General features: G+C 59.1%; 19 protein-coding genes. 6 read left to right on the forward strand and 13 right to left on the reverse strand.

Annotated features, from left to right (window positions below; translation table 11 throughout):
• Positions 1 to 3: 3 nt before the first annotated feature.
• Both I9H09_RS14250 and I9H09_RS14255 read right to left on the reverse strand, forming a co-directional pair.
• Positions 4 to 1,041 carry an NADP(H)-dependent aldo-keto reductase gene (locus tag I9H09_RS14250; protein ID WP_005893286.1) on the reverse strand — a complete coding sequence of 346 codons (1,038 nt, stop codon included), beginning with the start codon at positions 1,039 to 1,041 and terminating at the stop codon, positions 4 to 6.
• Positions 1,042 to 1,127: 86 nt separating this feature from the next.
• Positions 1,128 to 2,939 carry an ABC transporter ATP-binding protein gene (locus tag I9H09_RS14255; protein ID WP_122313184.1) on the reverse strand — a complete coding sequence of 604 codons (1,812 nt, stop codon included), beginning with the start codon at positions 2,937 to 2,939 and terminating at the stop codon, positions 1,128 to 1,130.
• A gap of 86 nt (positions 2,940 to 3,025) precedes the next feature.
• On the opposite strand from I9H09_RS14255, the gene I9H09_RS14260 reads away from it, so the two are divergent.
• Positions 3,026 to 3,451 (forward strand): DUF1810 domain-containing protein, encoded by a 426-nt coding sequence (locus I9H09_RS14260; RefSeq protein WP_122313183.1) that lies wholly within the window; start codon positions 3,026 to 3,028, stop codon positions 3,449 to 3,451.
• Positions 3,452 to 3,499: 48 nt separating this feature from the next.
• Here the strand turns inward: I9H09_RS14260 and I9H09_RS14265 are convergent, their stop codons facing one another.
• The 5 genes from I9H09_RS14265 to I9H09_RS14285 form a co-directional block, all read right to left on the reverse strand.
• A complete protein-coding gene (locus I9H09_RS14265) occupies positions 3,500 to 4,576 on the reverse strand; it encodes a DUF1615 domain-containing protein (protein WP_122313182.1) in 1,077 nt (358 codons plus the stop codon).
• Positions 4,577 to 4,643: 67 nt separating this feature from the next.
• Entirely contained in the window at positions 4,644 to 5,552 is a 909-nt protein-coding gene (gene glsB, locus I9H09_RS14270; RefSeq protein ID WP_005893300.1) for a glutaminase B, read from the reverse strand.
• Positions 5,553 to 5,807: 255 nt separating this feature from the next.
• Entirely contained in the window at positions 5,808 to 6,302 is a 495-nt protein-coding gene (locus I9H09_RS14275; RefSeq protein ID WP_183142509.1) for a copper chaperone PCu(A)C, read from the reverse strand.
• On the reverse strand, positions 6,296 to 6,901 hold the full coding sequence (locus tag I9H09_RS14280) for an SCO family protein (protein WP_005893304.1): 606 nt from the start codon (positions 6,899 to 6,901) through the stop codon (positions 6,296 to 6,298). Before I9H09_RS14280 ends, I9H09_RS14275 begins: the two co-directional genes overlap by 7 nt.
• Before the next feature lie 189 nt (positions 6,902 to 7,090).
• Positions 7,091 to 7,648 carry a TetR/AcrR family transcriptional regulator gene (locus I9H09_RS14285; protein ID WP_024669097.1) on the reverse strand — a complete coding sequence of 186 codons (558 nt, stop codon included), beginning with the start codon at positions 7,646 to 7,648 and terminating at the stop codon, positions 7,091 to 7,093.
• Between the two features lie 179 nt (positions 7,649 to 7,827).
• Here I9H09_RS14285 and I9H09_RS14290 point away from each other — a divergent pair, with 179 nt between their 5' ends.
• On the forward strand, positions 7,828 to 8,988 hold the full coding sequence (locus I9H09_RS14290) for an efflux RND transporter periplasmic adaptor subunit (protein WP_042932583.1): 1,161 nt from the start codon (positions 7,828 to 7,830) through the stop codon (positions 8,986 to 8,988).
• A gap of 33 nt (positions 8,989 to 9,021) precedes the next feature.
• On the forward strand, positions 9,022 to 12,162 hold the full coding sequence (locus tag I9H09_RS14295; RefSeq protein ID WP_122347865.1) for an efflux RND transporter permease subunit: 3,141 nt from the start codon (positions 9,022 to 9,024) through the stop codon (positions 12,160 to 12,162).
• A 35-nt stretch (positions 12,163 to 12,197) separates the two neighbouring features.
• On the opposite strand, the gene I9H09_RS14300 is transcribed toward I9H09_RS14295, so the two are convergent.
• Both I9H09_RS14300 and sfnG read right to left on the reverse strand, forming a co-directional pair.
• Entirely contained in the window at positions 12,198 to 13,769 is a 1,572-nt protein-coding gene (locus I9H09_RS14300) for a sensor domain-containing diguanylate cyclase (RefSeq protein WP_122347868.1), read from the reverse strand.
• 309 nt (positions 13,770 to 14,078) lie between these two features.
• Complete coding sequence (gene sfnG, locus I9H09_RS14305; protein WP_024669093.1) at positions 14,079 to 15,179, reverse strand: dimethylsulfone monooxygenase SfnG; 1,101 nt, start codon at positions 15,177 to 15,179, stop codon at positions 14,079 to 14,081.
• A 326-nt stretch (positions 15,180 to 15,505) separates the two neighbouring features.
• Here sfnG and I9H09_RS14310 point away from each other — a divergent pair, with 326 nt between their 5' ends.
• Positions 15,506 to 15,841, forward strand: a complete 336-nt coding sequence (locus I9H09_RS14310; protein WP_005893322.1) for a hypothetical protein — start codon at positions 15,506 to 15,508, stop codon at positions 15,839 to 15,841.
• An 84-nt stretch (positions 15,842 to 15,925) separates the two neighbouring features.
• Here the strand turns inward: I9H09_RS14310 and I9H09_RS14315 are convergent, their stop codons facing one another.
• The 4 genes from I9H09_RS14315 to I9H09_RS14330 form a co-directional block, all read right to left on the reverse strand.
• The gene (locus I9H09_RS14315; protein WP_042932588.1) at positions 15,926 to 17,092 is read right to left on the reverse strand and encodes an acetyltransferase domain-containing protein; all 1,167 of its coding nucleotides are present in this window, start codon (positions 17,090 to 17,092) and stop codon (positions 15,926 to 15,928) included.
• Between the two features lie 56 nt (positions 17,093 to 17,148).
• Positions 17,149 to 17,709: a gamma carbonic anhydrase family protein gene (locus tag I9H09_RS14320; protein WP_005893326.1), complete on the reverse strand. Its 561-nt coding sequence runs from the start codon at positions 17,707 to 17,709 to the stop codon at positions 17,149 to 17,151.
• Positions 17,710 to 17,720: 11 nt separating this feature from the next.
• Positions 17,721 to 18,626 carry a GTP cyclohydrolase FolE2 gene (gene folE2 / locus I9H09_RS14325; protein WP_005893328.1) on the reverse strand — a complete coding sequence of 302 codons (906 nt, stop codon included), beginning with the start codon at positions 18,624 to 18,626 and terminating at the stop codon, positions 17,721 to 17,723.
• A 174-nt stretch (positions 18,627 to 18,800) separates the two neighbouring features.
• The gene (locus I9H09_RS14330) at positions 18,801 to 19,709 is read right to left on the reverse strand and encodes a LysR substrate-binding domain-containing protein (protein ID WP_005893330.1); all 909 of its coding nucleotides are present in this window, start codon (positions 19,707 to 19,709) and stop codon (positions 18,801 to 18,803) included.
• Between the two features lie 207 nt (positions 19,710 to 19,916).
• Between I9H09_RS14330 and I9H09_RS14335 the strand changes: the two genes are divergently transcribed.
• Positions 19,917 to 21,437: an ABC transporter substrate-binding protein gene (locus I9H09_RS14335; protein ID WP_122347864.1), complete on the forward strand. Its 1,521-nt coding sequence runs from the start codon at positions 19,917 to 19,919 to the stop codon at positions 21,435 to 21,437.
• 102 nt (positions 21,438 to 21,539) lie between these two features.
• Positions 21,540 to 22,457, forward strand: coding sequence for an ABC transporter permease (locus I9H09_RS14340; RefSeq protein WP_024669088.1), 918 nt, complete (start codon positions 21,540 to 21,542; stop codon positions 22,455 to 22,457).
• Positions 22,458 to 22,459: the final 2 nt, after the last annotated feature.

Consider the following 22,459-nt stretch of genomic DNA (forward strand, 5'->3'; position numbering starts at 1 on the left):
AGGTTATGGCGCGGGGTTGGGTTGCGCGGTGTGAATAGCCTCGATACCGGCGATCACTTCATCGGACAGCGTGACATCGATGCTGTCCAGATTGATCTTCAACTGCTCCAGTTTCGTGGCGCCGATGATGTTACTGGTCACGAACGGGCGGCTGGTCACGTAAGCCAGTGCCATGTGCGAAGGGTCCAGACCATGCTCGCGGGCCAGCGCAACGTATTGAGCGGTAGCGCTGACGGCCTGCGGGTTGTTGTAGCGCTGGAAGCGCTCGAACAGGGTCAGGCGGCCATCGGCCGGACGTGCGCCGTCAAGGTACTTGCCGGCCAGCACACCGAACGCCAGTGGCGAATAGGCCAGCAAGCCGATCTGTTCGCGAATGGCGATTTCTGCCAGACCGACTTCGAATGTGCGGTTCAGCAGGTTGTAGGGGTTCTGGATCGACACGGCGCGCGGCAGATCAAGCTTTTCGGCAAGGCTCAGAAAGCGCTGGGTGCCCCACGGCGTTTCGTTGGACAGACCGAAGTGACGGATCTTGCCTGCCTTGACCAGATCAGCCAGGACCGACAGGGTTTCCTCGATCTCGACCGCTTGGTCGTCAGGGTCGTGGGTGTAGCCCAGGACACCGAAAAAGTTGGTCTTGCGATCCGGCCAGTGCAACTGGTACAGGTCCAGATAATCCGTGTTCAGACGCTTGAGGCTGGCCTCAAGTGCTGCAGTAATGTTCTTGCGGTCGAGGCGCGGGTTGCCATCACGGATGTGCTCCATGCGACCGGGTCCGGCCACTTTGCTGGCCAACACCCAGTCGCTGCGGTCGCCGTACTTCTTGAAGTACTCGCCGATGATGCTTTCGGTCTTGGTGTAGGTCTCGCCACGCGGCGGCACCGGGTACATCTCGGCCGTGTCGAGGAAGTTGACCTTAGCGTCCTTGGCCATACGAATCTGTTCGAATGCTTCATCCTGGGTGTTCTGCTCGCCCCAGGTCATGGTGCCCAGACAGATCGCGCTGACCGACAGGTCGGTTTTGCCCAATTTACGAAATTGCATCGATGTCTCCGTTTGATTCAAAAAATTACGGCGTGAAACAGGGCTCCCATAAAACGCCGACTGGTCATTCACTGCAACACTTTTATCTAGCGATAGCCCTGCGCCTGAAGATCGAACAGCGTTGCGTAGCGCCCTGCGGCGGCGATCAGGCTGTCATGGTCACCGCGTTCCAGCACCCGCCCGTGCTCCAGTACGACGATGTGCTCGGCGTTACGCACGCTGGAAAACCGGTGCGATATGAGCAGCGTCATGCGGCCTTTCGCGTATTCACGGAAATGATCGAACACGGCGGCCTCTGCGCCCGCATCCAGCGCAGCGGTGGGTTCGTCGAGAATCAGAATATCGGCGTCCCGGCGCATGTAAGCGCGAGACAGCGCGATTTTCTGCCATTGACCACCGGACAGCTCCTGACCGCCTGCGAACCAGCGTCCCAACTGCGTGGCGTAACCCTTGTCGAGTTGTTCGATGAACTGCGCGGCCATGCCTTGCGCCGCCGCCTCGCGCCAGCGGGTTTCATCGTGAAACGCATGAGTGTCGCCGACACCGAGATTTTCGCCGACCAGAAACTGATAACGAATGAAGTCCTGAAAGATCACGCCAATGCGCGAGCGCAGCGCATCTTCTTCCCAGTCCTGCAAATCGCTGCCATCCAGCAGGATTCGGCCCTCGTCAGGGCGATACAAGCGGGTCAGCAGCTTGATCAGGGTGGTCTTGCCCGAACCGTTTTCACCCACCAGCGCTACGCTGCGACCCGGTGCCAGGTGCAGGTCGATATGCTCAAGTGCCGGGCGGCTGGTGCCCGGGTAGGTGAAACTCACCCTTTCGAAACGCATGCCATCGCCTGGCAGCGCGCCCTGCGTCAGGCTGCCCGTCGGTGGCGTGACCGGCTGGCCAAGGTAGACATACAGGTCCGCCAGGTACAGGCCGTCCTCATACAAGCCGCTAATAGCGCTAAGGCTGCTACTGACCGCGGCCTGCCCCTGCTTGAAGAGCACGAGGTACATGGTCATCTGACCGAGAGTGATTCTGCCCTGTACCGCATCGATCACTACCCACGCATACGCCAGGTAGAACGACGCAGTGCCCAGCAGCCCCAGCAGAAAGCCCCAGCCGTCACGACGCAGAGTCAGGCGGCGGTCTTCGGTGTACAGACGCTCGAAGGTCTCGCGATAGCGCCGCAGCAGCAATGGCGCGAAGCCGAACAGCTTGACTTCCTTGATGTAGCCCTCGTGGGAAAGCAGGGTTTCAATGTAATTCTGTCGACGGGTTTCCGGGGCACGACGCGTGAACAACCGGAACGCATCACCGGAAAAATGCGCCTCGGCAAAAAACACCGGCAATGCACCGACAACCAGGATCAACAACGCCCACGGCGAAAAATGCACCAGCAGCACAGCAAAGCTGATCAGCGAAATCAGGTTTTGCAGCAGCCCGAGCGATTTGGTCACCAACGCGAGCGGCCGTGTCGAGGCCTCGCGCCGGACACGCACGAGTTTGTCGTAGAACTCCGAATCCTCGAATTGCGACAGCGACAGGGTCTGGGCTTTTTCCAGAATCAACGTATTGACCTTCTGGCCCAGCAAAACCCGCAACAGCGCCTGTTGCACTGACAACGCTCTTTGCGCACCGGCCAGCAGCGCCAGCACACCGGCTTCGAACAATACGTAACGCAATACCGGCCACAGAGGCGCGTCGCCGGTGCTGGCGTGCAACTGCATTGCGGCCACGACGGCGTCCACGATGCGCTGTCCCAGCCAGGCGGCCAGTGCGGGCAACAGTCCAGCAATCAGCGTTGCCAGTATCAGGCCGACGGACAAGCCGCGAGAAGTGGTCCATACCAGGTGCATAGCCCGAAAGGCCTGCTGCATGAAAATAGTGAAGCGCTTGAAGACAGGCATTCGCAAAAACTCTCGAGACCGGTAGAACCCCCGTGTCGGGCGGCCATCATACGACCACAGGTTCGTTAAGAAACAGGAAGCAGATCATGAACGACGCTTACAACCTGCAACGCTTTGTCAACGCTCAGCAGCCAGTGTTCCAACAGGTGGTAATGGAACTTGAAGCCGGGCATAAACGCAGCCACTGGATGTGGTTCGTGTTTCCGCAGATCGAGGGGCTGGGCCGCAGCGACATGGCACAACGTTACGCCATCAGCGGTCTGGAAGAAGCCCGCGCCTACCTGCAGCACCCGCTGCTCGGTGCGCGCATGGAGCAATGCGCCAGCATCATCGTGTCTCAGGCGGAGCGTACGGCACGCCAGATATTCGGCTCGCCGGATGACCTGAAGCTGCATTCGAGCATGACCCTGTTCGCCCTCGCCGCCCCTGAACGACCAGTGTTCAAGAGCGTGCTTGATGCATTTTTTGCAGGCGAACGGGATAAAACCACGGAAAAGCTTCTGTCACGCTGATCATCCATAAAATGCACCCTCAAACGAGCGGAGCCGGTGCCAGATGATTCAAATGCCCTTCGGCGCGCGCTGCACACAGCGTTCACGCCGGTCATCCACGCGCTCGGCGAACCAGGCGGTGGTGAGGTTGCGAGTGATTTTCGGGCTTTTCAGGGTAATGCCGGGCAATACGGCCCTTGGCAGGGGCTTGCCTGCTGACGTGTCGGCCAGCGCGAATACCTTGCGATACAGATCGGTGTCCTCGAACTCCAGGGTGTCGCCCTGCTTGAGCTGACTCCATATCTGCGACTTGTTCATGCCCAACCGGTCCGCCAGCGTGCGCACTGCAAGCTCGGTGGCGCCTGGCGAGGTGGAGTCGAAGCGGATCAGGTCCCCATCAAGCGCCAGTTCGATACCGGTCGCGCGGCTCACAGCATTTTGAAATGCGGCGTTACGGCTGGCGTACCAACCGGCATTGAAGTCGGCGAAGCGGTACAAGGTCTGCGTGTAGTTCACCGGGTAACCCAGCAGATGGGCGATGCCGAAATACATGCCGCCACGGCGGGTAAACACTTCTCGCCGGATCGAACCGTCAACCGTGTAGGGATAATCCTCGGCATGTTTTTCGGCGAAAGCGATGCTGACCTGCATCGGTCCACCGGTCTTGACCGGATTGAAGTTACCGAACAGGACCTGCCCCAACGGCACCATGCCGATGAAATCATCGAAAATGGCGCTCAGGTCCTTTTCCGTATGAGCCGAATCGAGCCGCTTGCCGTACGTCTTGCCATCCGGAGAACGCACCCGCAACGCCGTGGCAATCAGAGCATTCGGAATGTGCAGCCGCGCGGCGCGTCGGTCGATTTCGGCGCGGGCAATACGGCCCATGCCCGGCACTGCAGGGTCAGCCTGAAAGGTCGATTCCTGTTCGGTCACAGCCAATACAGAACATACGTTTTCGGTGGTCATCGGAATTTTCTGCGCAGCGAACGCGGCCTGGATATCCGCCGCCCACGCCTGCCGGTCCGAGACATTGGCAGGCATCAGACGCGAGATCTGCGCACGCGCCTGCTCGGGGCTCAGTTCAGGCTCTTGAGCGCGCTGAGTACCGCACCCCGCCAGTACCAAAAGCGCAGCACTCATCATGAGCCATTTGCACACACTTCGATTCAATCCATGACTCCTGACGATTTGCGTTCCGAGCACTGTTACCTCAAAAGACTGACCAGTCAATTCGCGCGCTGAGTTTTTCCAGCGCAGCCATACCAACCAGGGAGTTGCCTGCCGCGTTCAACTCCGGAGACCACACACAGACTGAAAAGCGCTCCGGCACGATTGCCACAATCCCGCCGCCTACCCCGCTTTTGCCCGGCAGACCGACGCGGTAGGCGAAGTTTCCGGCTTCGTCGTAAAGACCGCTGGTGGCCATGATCGAATTGACCTGGGTGGCCTGGCGGGCGCTGAGGATCTGCTCGCCACTGTGGGCGCAAAAACCTTGATTGGCCAGAAACCCGAAAGCTCGCGCCAGATCAATGCAGTTCATGCTCAACGCACAATGGTGAAAATAACTGCGCAGCACGTCCTCTACGTCGCCGTGAAAATTATCGAAGGATTTCATCAGATAAGCCGCCGCCGCGTTGCGCGAACGGTGCTGGTATTCGGACTCGGCGACCTTGGAGTCGGAGGTGATCGAACGGTTGCCGCACAGACGGCGCACAAAATCGCGCATCGACAACGAAGGCGCCGCAAAACGCGCCTGGTTAATGTCGCAGATCACCAGCGCACCGGCGTTGATGAACGGATTGCGCGGCCTGCCTCGCTCGAACTCCAGCTGCACCAGCGAATTGAACGGCTGGCCGGAGGGCTCATGGCCCAGACGCTGCCAGATGTCCTCGCCGGAATGGCCGATGGCCTGAACCAGACTGAACACCTTGGAAATGCTCTGAATCGAAAACTGTGTCTCGGCATCACCCGCGCAGAATATCTGGCCATCGTTGCCATACACCGCGATGCCCAGCTGATCAGGCCGAACTCCGCCCAGCGCCGGAATGTAATCGGCGACCTTGCCCTGGCCGAGCAAAGGTCTTACTTCATCGAGGATTTCGTTCAGCAGGTCTTGCATGTAGGCGCCCCTTGTTTTGGGTGCGCACACTACAGCAACGCTCAGCGCCTCGCATCACTGCATTGTGGATCACGTAACCGACGTAGTGGATGCCCAGTCCGCTCAGGTCAGGTCATCGACGAACCTGAAAGAGTGGTGCGGCGCAGAGTTGTGACGCGGAGCCTCACCCGAGGCATTCTCACGCGAGCATGGGGAACGGGAATCTGGACTATCGTGTGACGCTCCGCGTGCCACTTGCGCATATCAGGCAATACGTCAATGACCGCTGTGATCACCGTGCCCGCCGTCTTCGTCACTGGTCAGTGACCTGGCTATCGCCGTGACCTGAACGGATTCCTTCACGCCCTTGGCGTCTTCCACCGTAAGGGTCAGGGGCACCTTGTCACCCTCTTTGACCTGCGCAGCAAGGCCCATGAACATCACGTGATAGCCGTTGGAGTCAAATACCACCGGCTCACCCGCCGGCAGGTCGACCGAGGTCACGCGTTGCATGCTCATCACATCGCCTTTCATGCTCATCTGATGGATCTGCACGGTCTTGGCAGCAGGTGAAGCAACGTCCACCAGTTTGCTGTCGGTGCTGGACGTAATGCGCATGAAGGCGCCCGTCGAAGGCTGGCCCGGTACGGTGGCACGCACCCAGGCATCATCGACGTGTGTTTCAGCCAGTGCCTGAGCGCTCAGGCCCAGCAGCGAAAGGGTCATCAACAGCGGTTTTACGGTATTACGAATCAGAGCAGTCATCAGCATACTTCCATCAAAGTGAGCAGATCTTCGGTGCATTGTTGAGCGGACAGCCTGTGCGACAACCCCAGGCGCAGTACGCCGCGGGTGTCGTAGACGTAACTGGTGGCTGTGTGGGAAATGGTGTAAGTATCGCCCAGCGGGACCTTCTCGAAAAACACGCCGAACTCCTTCGCCGTTGCGGCCGTCTCTTCAAGCGTGCCGGACAGGGCAACGAAGGTCGGGTCGAATGCTTTTACGTAGGCATCGATCACTTCGGGCGTATCGCGCTCCGGATCAAGTGTAATGAACACCACCTGAAGCGTCTTGCCCTCCTCGCCCATCAGTTTTCTGATCTGGGCGGCACGCGCCAGCGCCGTCGGGCAAATGGCCGGGCATTGGGTGAAGCCAAAAAAAATCATCGGCATCAAGCCGCGAAAGCTCGACAGGGTCTTGACGTTGCCTTTCGAATCCTTGAGCCGGAAGTTACGGCCAACAATTTCGTTGCTCATGTCTTTGCCGTGCTTGAACGGCAAAGCATTGGAATTGCCACAGCCAGCCAGCAGGCCAAGGCTCAGCAACGAGAGGCCTGTGACCACCTGGCGGCGGGTCGGTTGGTACGTCATGTCTTACGTCCCCTGGAGGATAAGGCGCGTGGGTTCAGACAAATTCAGAGGGGGCGAATTTACCACTCACGGACGGTCGGGAATACCGACAATCCTGTATCAAACCATGAGCAAGCGCGCAAACGTCGGTCTTATGGGCGTCAGGCCGGGTGCGACAAAACAGCACGGGGCTGGCTGCAAGGCTATTGCTTACCTGACGGCCGCCGCGCCCTGCAGGAAAAACTGGATCAGCAGCGCTCCCATCCCTGCGCGCGCCAGACGACCGCGGCGTTCGGCGTCAACCATCCCGGAAAGCAGCGCTGCAAACATTTCGCTGAGAACAGTGGCACTGATGTCGATCCTGAACAGTCCTTCACGCTGACCACGCAGGAAGAACGCATCGAGTGCATCGGAGTAAGGCAACCAGCGACGACCGCCGCAGCTTTCGTCGAGCGAATCAGGGCGCCACTGGAAGACCAGAAAGACCAGCATTTCGCGATGCATAAGGTGGTTGTCCACCAGCCGCTGGAAAGCCTCGAGCGGCGGCGCGTGCTTCAGGTCTGCGTCGGCCACCATCTGATTCATCAGGACCGAGGCATGGTTGAGGAGCATTTCCACGAGATTGGCCCGGGTCCCGCAGAACCGGTTGAGGGTCGCCTTGCTTACGCCAGCAGCCTGCGCAATGTCCTTGAGCGTACCGTTGGAATGGTCAACCAGCGCAACGGCCAGGGCCTTCAGAAATTTGTCGTCAGCAGCGGGTAATTCCATTAGGTACGTCTTCAACTCGTGTAAGTGGCGGGCGGCGCATTGTGCAGAAGATAGCTGCATTCTCAAAGCGCCTACACAATTAGTCACTAAAGTCTCATATGAGTCAATGTTGACTCACCATAGTACAAAGGTGGATTATGCGCGTCTTTAGCGTCTGATGGGCTGCGGCCAGGTGAATGATGAGTAGTTTGAGCGATTGGCGTTTCGTGCCTGGTTTGGCACTGCTGGCCGTGCTGGGGCTTGCCGGATGCGAGCAGAAGCCGGCGCAGGACCACGCTGCGTCTGCGCCCCCCAAGGAGGTAGAAGCGTTCACGGTCAACACCGAGCCTTTCACTGTCATCGACGAATTGCCCGGCCGTATCGAACCGGTTCGTGTGGCACAGGTGCGAGCCCGGGTGGCCGGCATCGTGCTGACGCGCAATTTCGAGGAAGGCGCCGACGTGAAAGCCGGTGCGGTACTGTTCCAGATCGACCCGGCGCCGTTCAAGGCAGCGTTGTCCAAAGCTCAGGGAGATCTGGCACGCACCGAAGCCACGCTGTTCGAAACGCAAGCCACGGCCAAGCGCTATGAGTCACTGGTGGAAATTGAAGCGGTGAGTCGGCAGACCTTCGACACCGCTCGCTCTGCGCTGCAGAACGCGGTTGCCGCCAAGAAATCTGCCCAGGCTGATGTGGAAACCGCCAGGCTGAACCTGGGCTATGCCACGGTCAGGGCACCGATTTCCGGGCGTATCGGTCGCGCAACGGTCACCGAAGGCGCATTGGTCGGTCAAGGCGAGACCACACTGATGGCGACGATTCAGCAGTTGGACCCGGTCTATGCCGACTTCACCCAGCCAGCGGCTGAAGCGCTGCGGATGCGCGCAGCCATTCAGGAGGGTCGCTTGCCCAAGGGCGGAGAAGACGCGCTGTCACTGAGTGTCGACGGCACTGACTATAAGAGCACGGGCACCCTGCTTTTTACCGATGTTGCGGTGGACCGGACCACCGGCCAGGTTTCGTTGCGCGCGCGCTTCGCCAACCCCAAAGGCGTATTGCTGCCGGGCATGTATGTGCGCGTGCGCACGCCTCAGCGGGTCGACGCCAACGCCATACTCGTTCCCCAGCGCGCCATTCAGCGTTCCAGTGATGGTGCAGCACGCGTACTGGTGATCAGTCAGGACGGCGCAGTCGAGACACGGCCGGTCAAGACTGGCGCCATGCAGGACTCGCGCTGGCAGATCACCGAGGGGCTCAAAACCGGTGAACAGGTGATCGTCGGCAACATGAGCGGGCTTAATCCAGGTGACAAGGTTACCGCTAAATCACCGCCCGCCCAGCCCAAAGCCAACGCCCAGTAAAACCGCCTTCAGGGCGACCGAGGATCACTGCACATGTCTCTGTTCTTTATCAGGCGGCCCAATCTTTCCTGGGTGCTGGCCTTGTTCATTTTACTGGCCGGGCTGATGGCGCTGCCTGCCTTGCCGGTGGCGCAGTACCCGGATGTAGCGCCGCCGCAGATCACCATCACCGCCACCTATCCCGGCGCCTCTGCCAAAGTGCTGACCGATTCGGTGACCAGTGTCATCGAGGACGAGCTCAACGGTGCCAAGGGCATGCTCTATTACGAGTCGACCAGCAACTCGACCGGCAGCGCCGAAATCAATGTCACGTTCGTGCCCGGTACCAATCCGGACCTGGCGCAGGTAGAAGTCCAGAACCGTATCAAGAAAGCCGAAGCGCGCTTGCCGCAGACTGTTCTCAGTCAAGGGCTGCAAGTCGAACAGGCCAGCTCCGGCTTTCTGCTGATCTTCACCCTGAACTACACAGGCGACTCGGCCAACAAGGACACGGTCGCTCTGGCTGACTACGCAGCACGTAACGTCAACAATGAAATCAGTCGGGTGAACGGTGTCGGCAGGCTGCAGTTCTTCGCCGCAGAAGCCGCCATGCGGGTCTGGATCGACCCGCAGAAGCTGGTCGGCTTCGGTTTGTCCATCGATGACGTGAACACGGCAATTCGCGCGCAGAACGTGCAAGTGCCGGCTGGCAGTTTCGGCAGCAGCCCAGGCACGTCATTACAAGAGTTGACCGCTACGCTGGCGGTCAAGGGCACGCTGGACAACCCGGAAGAGTTCGGACGAATTGTGCTGCGCGCCAACGAAGATGGCTCTGCGGTGCATCTGTCAGACGTCGCACGGGTCGCGATCGGCAGTCAGGATTACAGTTTCGAATCACGTCTGAACGGCAAGCGCGCCGTGGCCGGGGCCGTCCAGCTTTCGCCAGGCGCCAATGCCATCGGCACTGCCAGGGCGGTCAAGCAGCGGCTGACCGAGCTGTCGGCCAACTTTCCCGAGGGGGTCGAGTTTTCGATACCGTATGACACTTCAAGCTTTGTCGATGTGGCCATCGACAAAGTGATCTACACCCTGATCGAAGCCATGGTGCTGGTGTTTCTGGTGACGTACCTGTTTTTGCAGAACATCCGCTACACGCTGATCCCGACCATCGTGGTACCGGTGTGTCTCGCAGGTACGCTGGCAATCATGTACTTGCTGGGCTTTTCGGTGAACATGATGACGATGTTCGGCATGGTGCTGGCCATCGGTATTCTGGTCGACGATGCCATCGTGGTGGTCGAAAACGTCGAGCGAATCATGGCCGAGGAAGGTTTGTCCCCCGCTGCGGCGACCGTAAAGGCGATGCAACAGGTCTCCGGCGCGATTTTCGGCATCACTCTGGTACTGGCTGCAGTGTTTCTGCCGCTGGCGTTCATGGGCGGTTCGGTCGGTGTAATTTACCAGCAGTTCTCGCTGTCACTGGCCGTGTCGATTCTGTTTTCGGGGTTTCTGGCCCTTACTTTCACTCCGGCGCTGTGCGCCACGCTGCTCAAGCCGATCCCTGCCGGGCACCATGAAAAGCGTGGCTTCTTTGGCGGCTTCAATCGTCTGTTCGGCAAGTTCACCCACCGGTACGAGCGTGTCAGTTCCAGCATGATCAAGCGTGCCGGCCGCTACATGTTGTTGTATGTCGGGATCGTCGGCCTGCTGGGCTTTTTCTACCTGCGGTTGCCAGAGTCCTTCGTGCCGGTGGAAGACCAGGGCTATCTGATCATCGACGTGCAACTACCGCCTGGCGCGACCCGGGCGCGAACCGATGTCACGGCTCAGTTGCTGGAAAACTATATGCTGTCGCGTGAAGCCACCAGTGCGGTGACCATGCTGCTGGGGTTCAGCTTCTCCGGCATGGGCGAGAATGCCGGCCTGGCATTTCCGACCCTCAAAGACTGGTCGGAACGTGGCACCGGCCAGTCGGCGGCGGAAGAAGCGGCTGCGTTCAATCAACATTTTGCCGGCCTCGGCGACGGTACGGTAATGGCCGTCACGCCGCCCCCTATCGACGGCCTCGGCACTTCGGGCGGGTTCGCGTTGCGCTTGCAGGATCGTGCAGGTCTGGGCCGCGAAGCTCTGCTGGCGGCGCGCAACGAACTGCTGGGCAAGGCCAATGGCAACCCGAAGATTCTCTACGCGATGATGGAAGGTCTGGCTGAAGCGCCGCAGTTGCGCTTGAACATCGACCGCGAAAAGGCCCGCGCCCTTGGGGTCAGCTTCGAATCGATCAGCAACGCCCTCTCCACCGCATTCGGCTCCTCGGTGATCAGCGATTTTGCCAACGCTGGGCGGCAACAGCGAGTAGTCGTGCAGGCCGACCAAAACGCGCGAATGACCCCGGAAAGCGTGCTTAAACTGTATGTACCCAACAGCAGCGGCACGCTGGTGCCACTGGGTGCGTTCGTGTCTACACACTGGGAAGAAGGCCCGGTACAGATTGCTCGCTACAACGGCTACCCGGCGTTCCGGATAGCCGGTGATGCACCGCCCGGCGTGAGCACCGGCGAAGCGATGGCGGAAATCGAGCACATCCTCTCCAGCTTGCCTGCGGGTATAGGTTACGAATGGACAGGTCTGTCGTATCAGGAAAAAGTCGCCAGCGGGCAAGCGACTGGGCTTTTTGCACTTGCGCTGCTGGTGGTATTTTTGCTGCTGGTCGCGCTTTACGAGAGCTGGGCGATTCCGCTGGTAGTGATGCTGATCGTGCCGGTGGGCGCGCTGGGGTCGGTCTTGGCTGTGACTGCCGTAGGCATGCCCAATGATGTCTATTTCAAGGTCGGGCTGATCACAATCATCGGGCTGGCGGCAAAAAACGCGATTCTCATCGTGGAGTTCGCCAAAGAGCTTTGGGATCAGGGCCACTCACTGCGCGATGCTGCCCTTCAAGCGGCGCGGATGCGCTTTAGGCCGATTGTCATGACTTCGCTGGCCTTCATCCTCGGCGTTGTCCCGCTTACCCTGGCTACCGGCGCAGGTGCTGCGAGCCAGCGTGCCATCGGCACTGGCGTCATCGGCGGCATGCTTAGCGCTACGTTACTGGGGGTGGTTCTGGTGCCGGTCTTCTTCGTCTGGGTACTGTCGGCGCTGCGCCGCAAGCCGCATCAACAACACCAGACTGCTGACGTCGAGCCCGACGAAAGGTAAAAAACGGGCTGGCGGGCTGCAAACCGCCACCCCGGCTATTCCGGTCCGGACTGCTGATTACGCAGCACCTTGACGCGGCTCCAGGCAGGCAAAGCGCCGCCGCCGATGTCCGAGGCGGCGTTGACGCGATTGCGACCTTGTGACTTGGCGGCATACAGCGCACGGTCAGCGAGCTCGATCAGCCCCCGCTGGTCAAGCCGTCGATCAGTGCCGATGAACGTGGCGACCCCCAGGCTGACAGTGACGATACCGAAGGGACTGTCGGCATGCTCGATCTGCCTGTCGCCAATAGCGTGCAGGATGTTTTCCGCGACCTGGCGGGCGTTTGACTCGTCGGTCCCGGGCAACACCACCGCGATCTCTTCGCCACCGTAACGGGCTGCAACATCTGCAGGCCGGCGAATGCACTGTTCGACAATCCTGGCGAGCGTCACCAGGCACTCGTCACCGGCCAGATGACCGTAATGGTCGTTGTAGCGTTTGAAGTGATCGGCATCGATCAAAATTAACGACAGCGTGCTGCGCTCGCGCCTGGCACGCTTGAATTCCAGGTCCAGAAACTGATCAAAGCGGCGACGATTGGCCAGCCCGGTGAGTTTGTCTTCGGACGCAATAAGCTCCAGATGCTGATTCAGCCGGATAAGAGCAGCCTGTGAACCCAGCAATTGATCTTCTACCCGTATGCGGCTGTGAATATGGCCCAGCAGACGAAACCCCAGCCCTACGACCAGCCCGAGTAATACCAGCATCACCAGGATCGACTGCTTGGTCTGTCCGAGCCAGTCGAGCATGGCCTCCTTCTGCCCCAGCGCGACCACGGTCACAATCGGGTACACGTCACTGCGTTTGAACGCGTAGAACCGGGACACGCCGTCAATTCTGGAAACAAAACGGGTGGTCCCGGACGGCGAATCAAGTTCGGACGTAAAAATAGGCGTCGACGAAAGGTCTCGACCGATCTCTCCCTCAAGGTGGGGATAGCGCACACGTAACTGCCCGGCGGTCGAGGTCAGGCTGATGACGCCGGTTTTGCCTATCTGAATGGCTGAATAGAATTTCAGAAGGTGCTCGACACCGATTGTCACGACCATCAGCCCGGCAAAGCTCGAGTCAGGATTCTCGATGCGCCGGCTTACCGATATCACCCATTCCCCCGAAGCACGACTGCGGATGGTCGGGCCTATGTAGGGCGCCTTGCCGGGCGTGTGCAAGTGACGCTGAAAAAAATCGCGTTGCGCACTGTTGATGCCCACCGCCTTCGGATTGCTTGAAAAGATGCAGATGCCATTGGCGTCGTACAGCGAGACAGTGTCGATTTGCGGCAATGCACCCATTTCACGTGCGATGACCGACCTCAGGCGTTCGAGCTGATCAGGCCCGATACCGTCCTTTTCGACACGCTCAGTCAGGCCGATAAGCATCAGCTCGCTTTGCTTGAAAATGCCGTCTGTATAAGTACTCAGCGCCCCAGCCAGATTCACCGTGCTGGTCTGGATGTTATCCAGCGTGTTGCGGCGCGCGGTCCATGCCTGCCAGACCATCAGCATCACCACGCAGATACACACTACAAAGATCAGCCACGACGCAAGCCGAAGGTCGCGTTTCAAAAAACTTGCCTCCACAACGGTGAGAACCAGTGCATCTGGTCTCTGAAAACCGGACCTGATCACTCAGGGGCCACCAACAATCTCCAGCTATCAACTGCTCTACTCGACAGCCGCCTGGCCAAGCCGAAAAGGCTGACGCCAGGCAACAGCATGCCGGACGGTGACATCATAATGCCACGTACAGATATCATTTGGTTGATTGGGGATCAACTTACGCAGGCAGCCAGACACTGGATCACAGTGGCGGAGGATTTCTGAAGGACCGTGAGCGAAGTCCGCTCACGGCAACCGAGCGGGAGGGTCAGCGGATCAGGCGATGGCGGCTACAGGTTTGCGTTGTGCAGCGGCCTCCAGGTCACGCACCAGTGGCAGCACGTGCTCGCCGAAATAGGCGACTTCTTCCTGAAAATGCAGGAACGCAGACAGGATCAGATCCACACCGACAGACTTGAGTTCGACGATGCGCTCGGCTATCTGACGCGGCGTACCGATCAGATTGGTCTTGAAACCGTCGTTGTATTGCACCAGGTCCTGAAAGGTGGATTTGGCCCAGTTACCCTCACCTTCCGGGCTGGCCTTGCCCGCCTGCTTTGCCGCATCTCCGAAAGCGTTGACTGCTTCAGGGTCTGCCTTGTCAACGATCTCCGCCAGCACCGCACGGGCCTCTTCTTCGGTATCGCGGGCGATGATGAAGGCATTCACGCCGATTTTCACCGAATGGCCGTTTGCAGCGGCCTTGGCGCGGATGTCATCGACCTGAGCCTTGATGCCTTCGACGGTATTGCCGTTGGTGAAGTACCAATCAGACACCCGCGCCGCCATATCGCGCGCAGCACGCGAACTGCCGCCCTGGAAGATTTCCGGGTGGGGACGCTGAATCGGCTTGGGCTTGAGGGTGTAGTCGTGGAACCGATAGAAATCACCCTTGAACGTAAAGCTGTCAGTGGTCCAGATGCCCTTGAGAGCGCGAATGAACTCTTCGGAGCGACGATAACGCTCGTCATGCTCCAGCCAAGGCTCGCCAATGGCCTGAAACTCGCCCTTGAACCAGCCGCTGACGATGTTGACCGCCACCCGCCCTGCCGTGAGCTGATCGATGGTTGCCAGTTGCTTGGCCGCCACCGACGGCGTCCACGGCCCCGGCAAAATAGCGGCGATGACTTTGAGCTTTTCCGTCGCGGCCAGCAATGCATGGCTGAAAGCAACCGACTCATGCTGAAACTCGGCGCCATAACCGGCGGTAAAACGGATCTGGGTCAGCGCGTATTCAAAACCCGAACGCTCGGCAATCTGCGCCAGCTTGCGGTTGTAATCAATGGTCCAGCTGGTGCGTTGCTCGATTTTGCTGACGACCAGTCCACCGCTGACGTTCGGCACCCAGTACGCAAATTTGATGGCTGATTGGCTCATATCGGCACTCCTCTCACGGCAGGTTTCCCGAGCGCAGTAGTCGAACGGGGGTTGCAATTGCTATAGAGCAGCAACCGTGCCAGAGAGATAATCATTTACAGATCAAAGAGTTGGAACACCCGCTTATGGATGTCAACTGTTCGTACACCGGCAAGGTGCAGGACGACTGTTGCCAGAGCAACAGTCCCCTGCCGTCGTGCGCCATCCGTTGGCCCGATTGATCAGGCTGGCCAGCCGACGAAAGGCCGTCTGTAGTGGCTATTCAGAAGTAAAGGACAGGAGTAAATTTGGATCCAATGAAATCACACTCATCCGCAGGAGCACTGATGAAGTCTACCCTCTGGCTTTTGGCCTTGTTGATCCCGGCACTGGGAGCTCATGCCGAGGCAAAAACCATTCCCGTCCCCATGGACGTTGCAGGCCAGCACGCCTTGCTGGAAAAAAGCGGGAGTTCAGATCTGCGCGTGGTCGTCACGCGGCGGGAAGGCCTGCTCGGTGTGCTTTATTCAAAGCGCCTCTACAACTGCGAAAAACATTTGGTGAACCTGGTGGGCACCGGTTCGACGCTGGAAATCATGGAACAAGCCCATGCAGTCAGTGGCATGAGACCTATCATTCAGGATTCCACGGACGACTACATCGGCTCCGAGGCCTGCAGTTGAACTGACTGGGCACCGCTTCCATCGACACATGTCACAGATTCGCCAACATGAAAAGCGCCCACTCAGAGGCGCTTTTTTCGTTAGTTACAGGTATTTCAACCAGCCGATATCGCGACGACGCGCCTTGAGTGCGGCGAACCAGCGTACCGCCGGAAACAGCACCACAGCCAGTACCACTGAGGCCAGCCAGACGCCCCACATGTGGTCGAAACCAAAGTACTGACCCTGATTCGCACCCCAGATAGCCAAGGCAATCAGGTAGAGGATTTTCAGCACATACAGGTGCAGCAGGTAGAAAAACATCGGTGCAGAACCGAGCACCACCAAGGGGCGCACCCAGCTTTTCTCCTGACTGCGTTCGAACAGGATCAGCAGCAGCATGCCAATCCCCAGCGTCAGACTGATGAACACCAGCGATGGCGGGTACTTGGTGATGTTGAAAAAGCTCATGACGGTTTGCACGCCGGTCTCGCCAGCGCTCCACGGTTTTTCGCCGTAGCCGTTGATCATGCGCAGCACCACGAAACCTGCCAATGCTCCCACGCCGCACATCAACAGATTCGCACGCCGCTTCGCTGGCTCGAAACCTGCCACAAACCAAGGGCCTGCGGCATATCCCAGTGCGATGATGCCGATCCACGGCAACAGCGGATACGAGGTGCGAAAGCGCAGGTTTTCGGATACGTCGATCCAGCCACGATCATGCAGAATCGCCCACGGGATGTGCATGGCAGACTCGGCACCGAAATGCAGTGTGTCCAGCAGATTGTGCCCGCCAATGATCACAGCGCCGATAACCACCAGCGCCCAACGCGGCAGGAACACCATCGCCGACAACGCCACCATGCTCAGGCCGATGGCCCAGATCACTTGCAGGTAAATAATGGTCGGCGGGAACTGGAAGGTCCACGCAAAGCTCACCAGAGTGAACTCAAGCGCGATCAGAAACAGCCCGCGCTTGAGCAGAAACGCCGAAACGTCGCTTCTGCCCTGGTATTTCTCGCCATACAGGTAGGCCGAAAGCCCGGTCAGCAGCACGAACAGAGGCGCACACAAATGCGCCAGAGTGCGGCTGAAAAACAGATCTGGTCCGGTTGTCGCTACATCCATCGGGTCCAGCACCTGACGGTGCAGAAAGAACGTCTCCCGAACATGATCCAGCAGCATGAAAAGGATTATCAGCCCGCGCAGAGCATCAATCGAGCGCAACCGGGATGCCGGTGCTCGGGTGGGTTGAACAGCTGTTGTCATGAAAATTCCAGGTCCGTGGTTGGGCTTGCCAGGTACAGCGTATTGCTCAAGCTTTATCAGAATTCGTTTTGCAGAGCCTTGTAACCGCGCACCAGATCAATGTTGGTGTGTGCGACGTCTTCGGAAAACTCTGAGGCCGAGATGCTCACTGGCGGAAACTGCGAGAGATCTGTATTCGCCCCGATGCGAGTCGTGGACGGCACGTAAAAATTCTCCGGCAGATCGCGGCCATCGACCACCGAGTTGTGCCTGACCACACTGCCGTTACCGACCTTGCAATTGAACACCACACTGTTGAAGCCGATGAACACGCGATCTCCGACTATGCAAGGTCCGTGCACGATGGAACGATGGGCAATCGAGGTGAACTCGCCGATAGTCACTGCAGCGCCGGATTTGGAGTGGATGACCACGCCATCCTGAATGTTCGAATTGGCGCCAATGATGATCGGCTCCATGTCGCCACTGGCATCGACTTCATCGGCGCGGATCACCGCGTAAGGGCCGACGAAGACATTATCGTGGATGATCACCTTGCCGCAGATTATCGCGGTTTTGTCGATGTAGGCGGATTCGGCAATGACCGGCAGGTGGCCGGACGGGTTTTTACGGATCACGGTATGAAGCCTCAGGACAGGTAGTTGGAGGTCTGCGCAGCTGCATCGTGCGGATGCAGGCTTTCGAAGTGACGCACGCTGACACTGGAGGCGGCGTAGCGGCCCTCAAGTGCTTGCTGGATCTTGCGTGCGGCGTCTTCGACGTACATCAGGTTTTGGCCATTGAGCCGGGCGAACGCCTGCTCGTCAGCACGTTTGACGGCGGTCTGCACCGGCGTGCCCAGCGCTTGCTCGACAGCATCGATCAGGCTCATCAGGCCCAGCTCGGCAGCCTGTTCAGCGACCCGCACTTGTACCGTCGCCACGCTGCGCTGACTGTGCGGCGTGGCATGGGAGGCGTTCTCCCGTAGCCAGGCGGCAACCACCATCGGGTCGACAAACGACTGCCTGCCGAAGCGCATCGTGAACGCCTCTTCCAGCAGTTGCCGAGACAATGCAGCCGAGCATGGGCAGGTAGACGAATAGGTGATGTCGGCTGAGACATTGAGGCACAGGTGGCCTGCATGCCAAGTGGCGTCAAGCTTCACCGGGTAGGATTTCCAGCCGCTGAGCCCTTCGGTAATCAACGCCGGGCGACGGCACAGCAGGTTGAAGCTCAACGTCAGCCGGGCGCGGCTGGAGTGACAATCGAGATGGCTCTCGACCATCGCCTCCATCAAGGCTGCGAGCGTGTCTGGGCTCAGTATCTGGTGTTCGGCGTACCTGTCGAGCAGGCGGTAAAGTCGCGACATATGAATGCCCTTGACGCTCGGATCGGCCAGATCGACCTGCAGATCGACATGCGCATGAACAGGATGCCGGATGCCCGCTTCGGCGAGCCTGATAGGCACTTCGACGCCTTGCATGCCGACCCAGTCAAGTGAAATCAGGGCCGAGGAAACTTCCGTCAGGGCAACGTCTGGGAGGGGGTTGTTCATGTTGGTCGGTCGTCTCGCTGGCTGACCTCGCCGCGTGGGCAAGGCCTGATGTTGGCAGAGCACGCGTATACAGCGCGCCACTGCAAATTCGTTACACTATAACATCATGAGCAAACAGTTCATCAACCACACATTGTCCAGCCGATACAGCGAAACCTTACGGGCACAGGCCTCTCAGGTCTTTGCCAGCTCCTGAATCAGAAAATCGCGAAACGCCGCCACAGCAGCGGGCAGGTTCCGCCCGGCCATGCTTTGCAGCTCGATACGCCGCGCTTTCATGCCTTCGTCGCTGATCGGCAGCGATTTGAGCTGTTTTTCATGCGCGCGCTTGTCGAGCGTCATTTCGCTGGACAGGCTGATACCGCCCTCCTCGCTGACGAATCTCAGCAGCGCGCCAATGTAATTGCTGGTCAGCACCGGGTCGAACATCAACCCTTGCACACCACAACAGATATCAAACAGCTGGCGCAACGTCGTGTCGGTGTTGGTCAGCGCAATGGCGTAGGGCTGCAGCTCGGCCAGCGCAACCTCTTTGCGCGACGCAAGCGGGTGGTTCTGGCTGACCACCGCGCAGATGGCGCCGCTGTGAATATGCTCGACCTTGATCTCGTTCTGCGGTGTCAGGCTGAAGGTCAGGCACAGGTCCGCATCGCCCGAGCGCACCCGCTCGGTGGCCTGGGCCGGGGCGCAGACTTCCATCGAAAAGTGGATGCCTTGATAGACCTGCCGGAACCGCGCGATGCATTGCGGCAGGAAGTCCAGCGCAAACCCCTCAGAGCAGGCAATCCGCACATGACCGCGCTGCAAACCCTGCAGCTCGGTGATTTCCAGCACCACCTGCTCGGCCTCCAGTTGTGATTTGCGCGCATAGGCCGCCAGCCGAATGCCCGCCTCGCTGAGCATCATGCCGCGTGCCTGGCGCTCGAACAGCAGCGCATCCAGCTCGCGCTCCAGCTTGCTGATCTGCCGACTTACCGCTGACGACGCGACATTGAGCCGGATTGACGCTTCGCTGATCGATCCGCAACGCGCCACTTCGAGGAAGTAGCGCAGCGCGGTGGACTGTACGCCGTAGAGTTGCATCGCGGCTCCTGCGTTGCCTTTTCGGCAATGAAAGGTTCGAAATATTGTGCTTGTGGCATTGATACGCTTTGCCTAGAGTCATGTCGAGGCGCAACTCAATCAAAAGAATGCAATCAAAAGAACACTGCCGCCTCGCTGTCCTCCTCTTCTCGCATTTGCGACCCACTGCCCTTTGATACATCCACTTTGCCTTTTGGAGATGACGGCATGGGAATCAAGGGTTTCGCTCGCAGCATTGCGCTATTGAGCCTGTTCAGCAGTTTTTCCGCACTGGCCAGCAAGGCCGACGACACGCTGGTCTACGCATCCGACAGCGAACCGGAAAACATCAGCCCCTATCACAACGACCTGCGCGAAGGCGTCATCCTAGGTCGCCTGATCTGGGACAACCTCGTCTATCGCAACCCCGACAACGGCCAGTACGAACCCATGCTTGCCACCCACTGGAAGCAGGTCGACGACACCACCATCGACTTCCAGTTGCGTGAGGGGGTCAAGTTTCACAACGGTGACCCGTTCACTGCCGACGATGTGGTCTTCACCCTCAATTACGTGGTGTCGCCCGAGTCCAAGGTCGTCACGGTACAGAATGTCGACTGGATCAAGAGCGCCGAAAAACTCGGTGAGTACAGCGTCCGCCTGCACCTGAAAAAGCCCTTCCCGCCTGCGCTGGAATACCTCTCCAACGCCGTACCGATGTTTCCGCAGAAATATTTCGAGCAAGTCGGCATGGCTGGTTTCAGTCGCAAACCGATTGGCACCGGGCCTTACAAGGTCACGGCCATCGCCGCAGGTGAAGGCGTCAAGATGGACAAGAACCCGGACTACTTCAAGGACAGCCCGCAGGGCCAGCCGAAGATCAGCCACATCAACTTTCGCGTCATTGCTGATGCTGAAACACGTCTGGCAGAGCTGATGACCGGTGGCATCGACTGGACTTGGCGAGTTGCTCCGGATCAGGCGGAAAACCTCAAGGCCATGCCGAATCTGGTGGTGACCAGCGGCGCGACGATGCGTATCGGTTTTCTGATTCTCGACGCACGCGGCACTTCCAGCGCCGACTCGCCGATGAAGCAATTGAAAGTGCGGCAGGCGATCAACTACGCGATCAATCGTGACGGCCTGGCCTCGCAACTGGTCGGCGGCGAAAGCAAACCGTTACAGGTGGCCTGCTACCCCGGCCAGTTCGGGTGCGACACGACAGTCGCGACTGTCTACAACTATAACCCGGCCAAGGCCAAGGCGCTGCTCGACGAAGCCGGTTACCCGAATGGTTTTGAAACAGAAATATTCGCTTACCGTGACCGCGACTATGTGGAAGCGATCATCGGCAACCTGCGCGCAGTAGGCATCAACGCCAAGTTGCGCTACCTGAAGTACGCCGCACTGCGTGACCAGCAGCGCGGCGGCAAGGTGCCGATGTCTTTTCAGGCCTGGGGCTCGTTCTCGATTCTCGACACCTCGGCCTCGGCCGGCACCTGGTTCAAGGGCAACCCCGACGACAACATCAAGGACCCACAGGTACAGGGCTGGCTGCAGACCGCCGACAACGCTCTGGACCCGCAGGTGCGCAAAGACAACTACCGCAAGGCGTTACAGCGCATCAGCGAGCAGGCGTATTGGGCACCGTTGTTCAATTATTCGATGAACTACGCCTATGTCTCGGATCTGAACTTCAAGCCTTATCCGGATGAACTGCCGCGCTTCGTGCTGTCGAGCTGGAAATAGGCCGTTCGTGACGCCAATCGGCGAAACCGGCTGTGAGGTGCGTGAAGGGCCTTGCAGCGTCGGCCGCCAACCCGTTATCCCCTGAACACAAGGTCACTTGTCATGTTCGGATTTCTCTTGCGCCGCCTGGGCATTGCTCTTTGCGTGGCGATTACCGTGTCGGTGATCAGTTTTTCACTGCTGCACCTGTCCGGCGACCTGGCCACCGCCATTGGCGGACCGGAAGCCAGCAGCGAGCAGATCGAACAGATCCGCGTGCAGTACGGCCTCAACAAGCCACTGGTCACCCAGTATTTCGAATGGCTGGGCGACGTGGTGCGCCTCGATCTTGGCGATTCGTTCTTCTTTCAGGAATCGGTCTACAACCTGATCGCCTCGCGCCTGTCGATCACCCTCGGGCTCGGTGCGATGGCCCTGAGCATTGCGTTGCTGATCGCCATTCCGCTGGGCGTGCTGGCGGCTGTGAAGCGCGATACCTGGGTTGATCGTCTGGCGCTAAGCATCGCGGTGCTCGGTCAGGCAATGCCAAGCTTCTGGTTCGCGCTGATGCTGATTGTAGTGTTCTCGGTCACCCTGAAATGGCTGCCTGTGTCGGGCAACTCGACCTGGGCGCACTTTGTCATGCCGGCGATTGCCCTGGGTTATTACGCTACCCCGGCAATCATGCGTCTGACCCGCGCAGGCATGCTCGATGTACTCAATTCCGACTACATCCGCACCGCGCGAGCCAAGGGGCTGCGCCCAGCCACCGTATTGTTCAAGCATGCGCTGCGCAACGCGCTGATCCCGGTGGTCGCGCTGGCTGCCGTGGAGTTCGGTTTCATGCTCGGTGGCTCGGTGGTCATCGAAACAGTCTTCTCGCTGCAAGGCATCGGCCAACTGGCCTGGGATGCGATTGCCCGCGACGACTTCCCGGTGGTGCAGGCGGTCGTGCTGTTGATCGCGGTGATCTACATCGTTCTCACGCTGCTGGCCGACGTGCTCAATGCACTGCTCGACCCGCGCATCCGCGTGAAATAGGA

It is taken from the genome of Pseudomonas tremae (assembly GCF_023278125.1).
Lineage (GTDB): Bacteria > Pseudomonadota > Gammaproteobacteria > Pseudomonadales > Pseudomonadaceae > Aquipseudomonas > Aquipseudomonas tremae.

What these genes read in the sequence shown, in the direction of transcription:
- I9H09_RS14250 (WP_005893286.1), bottom strand. Translation starts at nt 1,041, where the DNA reads ATGCAATTTCGTAAATTGGGCAAAACCGACCTGTCGGTCAGCGCGATC.
- I9H09_RS14255 (WP_122313184.1), bottom strand. Translation starts at nt 2,939, where the DNA reads ATGCCTGTCTTCAAGCGCTTCACTATTTTCATGCAGCAGGCCTTTCGG.
- I9H09_RS14260 (WP_122313183.1), top strand. Translation starts at nt 3,026, where the DNA reads ATGAACGACGCTTACAACCTGCAACGCTTTGTCAACGCTCAGCAGCCA.
- I9H09_RS14265 (WP_122313182.1), bottom strand. Translation starts at nt 4,576, where the DNA reads ATGATGAGTGCTGCGCTTTTGGTACTGGCGGGGTGCGGTACTCAGCGC.
- glsB (WP_005893300.1), bottom strand. Translation starts at nt 5,552, where the DNA reads ATGCAAGACCTGCTGAACGAAATCCTCGATGAAGTAAGACCTTTGCTC.
- I9H09_RS14275 (WP_183142509.1), bottom strand. Translation starts at nt 6,302, where the DNA reads ATGCTGATGACTGCTCTGATTCGTAATACCGTAAAACCGCTGTTGATG.
- I9H09_RS14280 (WP_005893304.1), bottom strand. Translation starts at nt 6,901, where the DNA reads ATGACGTACCAACCGACCCGCCGCCAGGTGGTCACAGGCCTCTCGTTG.
- I9H09_RS14285 (WP_024669097.1), bottom strand. Translation starts at nt 7,648, where the DNA reads ATGGAATTACCCGCTGCTGACGACAAATTTCTGAAGGCCCTGGCCGTT.
- I9H09_RS14290 (WP_042932583.1), top strand. Translation starts at nt 7,828, where the DNA reads ATGAGTAGTTTGAGCGATTGGCGTTTCGTGCCTGGTTTGGCACTGCTG.
- I9H09_RS14295 (WP_122347865.1), top strand. Translation starts at nt 9,022, where the DNA reads ATGTCTCTGTTCTTTATCAGGCGGCCCAATCTTTCCTGGGTGCTGGCC.
- sfnG (WP_024669093.1), bottom strand. Translation starts at nt 15,179, where the DNA reads ATGAGCCAATCAGCCATCAAATTTGCGTACTGGGTGCCGAACGTCAGC.
- I9H09_RS14310 (WP_005893322.1), top strand. Translation starts at nt 15,506, where the DNA reads ATGAAGTCTACCCTCTGGCTTTTGGCCTTGTTGATCCCGGCACTGGGA.
- I9H09_RS14315 (WP_042932588.1), bottom strand. Translation starts at nt 17,092, where the DNA reads ATGACAACAGCTGTTCAACCCACCCGAGCACCGGCATCCCGGTTGCGC.
- folE2 (WP_005893328.1), bottom strand. Translation starts at nt 18,626, where the DNA reads ATGAACAACCCCCTCCCAGACGTTGCCCTGACGGAAGTTTCCTCGGCC.
- I9H09_RS14330 (WP_005893330.1), bottom strand. Translation starts at nt 19,709, where the DNA reads ATGCAACTCTACGGCGTACAGTCCACCGCGCTGCGCTACTTCCTCGAA.
- I9H09_RS14335 (WP_122347864.1), top strand. Translation starts at nt 19,917, where the DNA reads ATGGGAATCAAGGGTTTCGCTCGCAGCATTGCGCTATTGAGCCTGTTC.
- I9H09_RS14340 (WP_024669088.1), top strand. Translation starts at nt 21,540, where the DNA reads ATGTTCGGATTTCTCTTGCGCCGCCTGGGCATTGCTCTTTGCGTGGCG.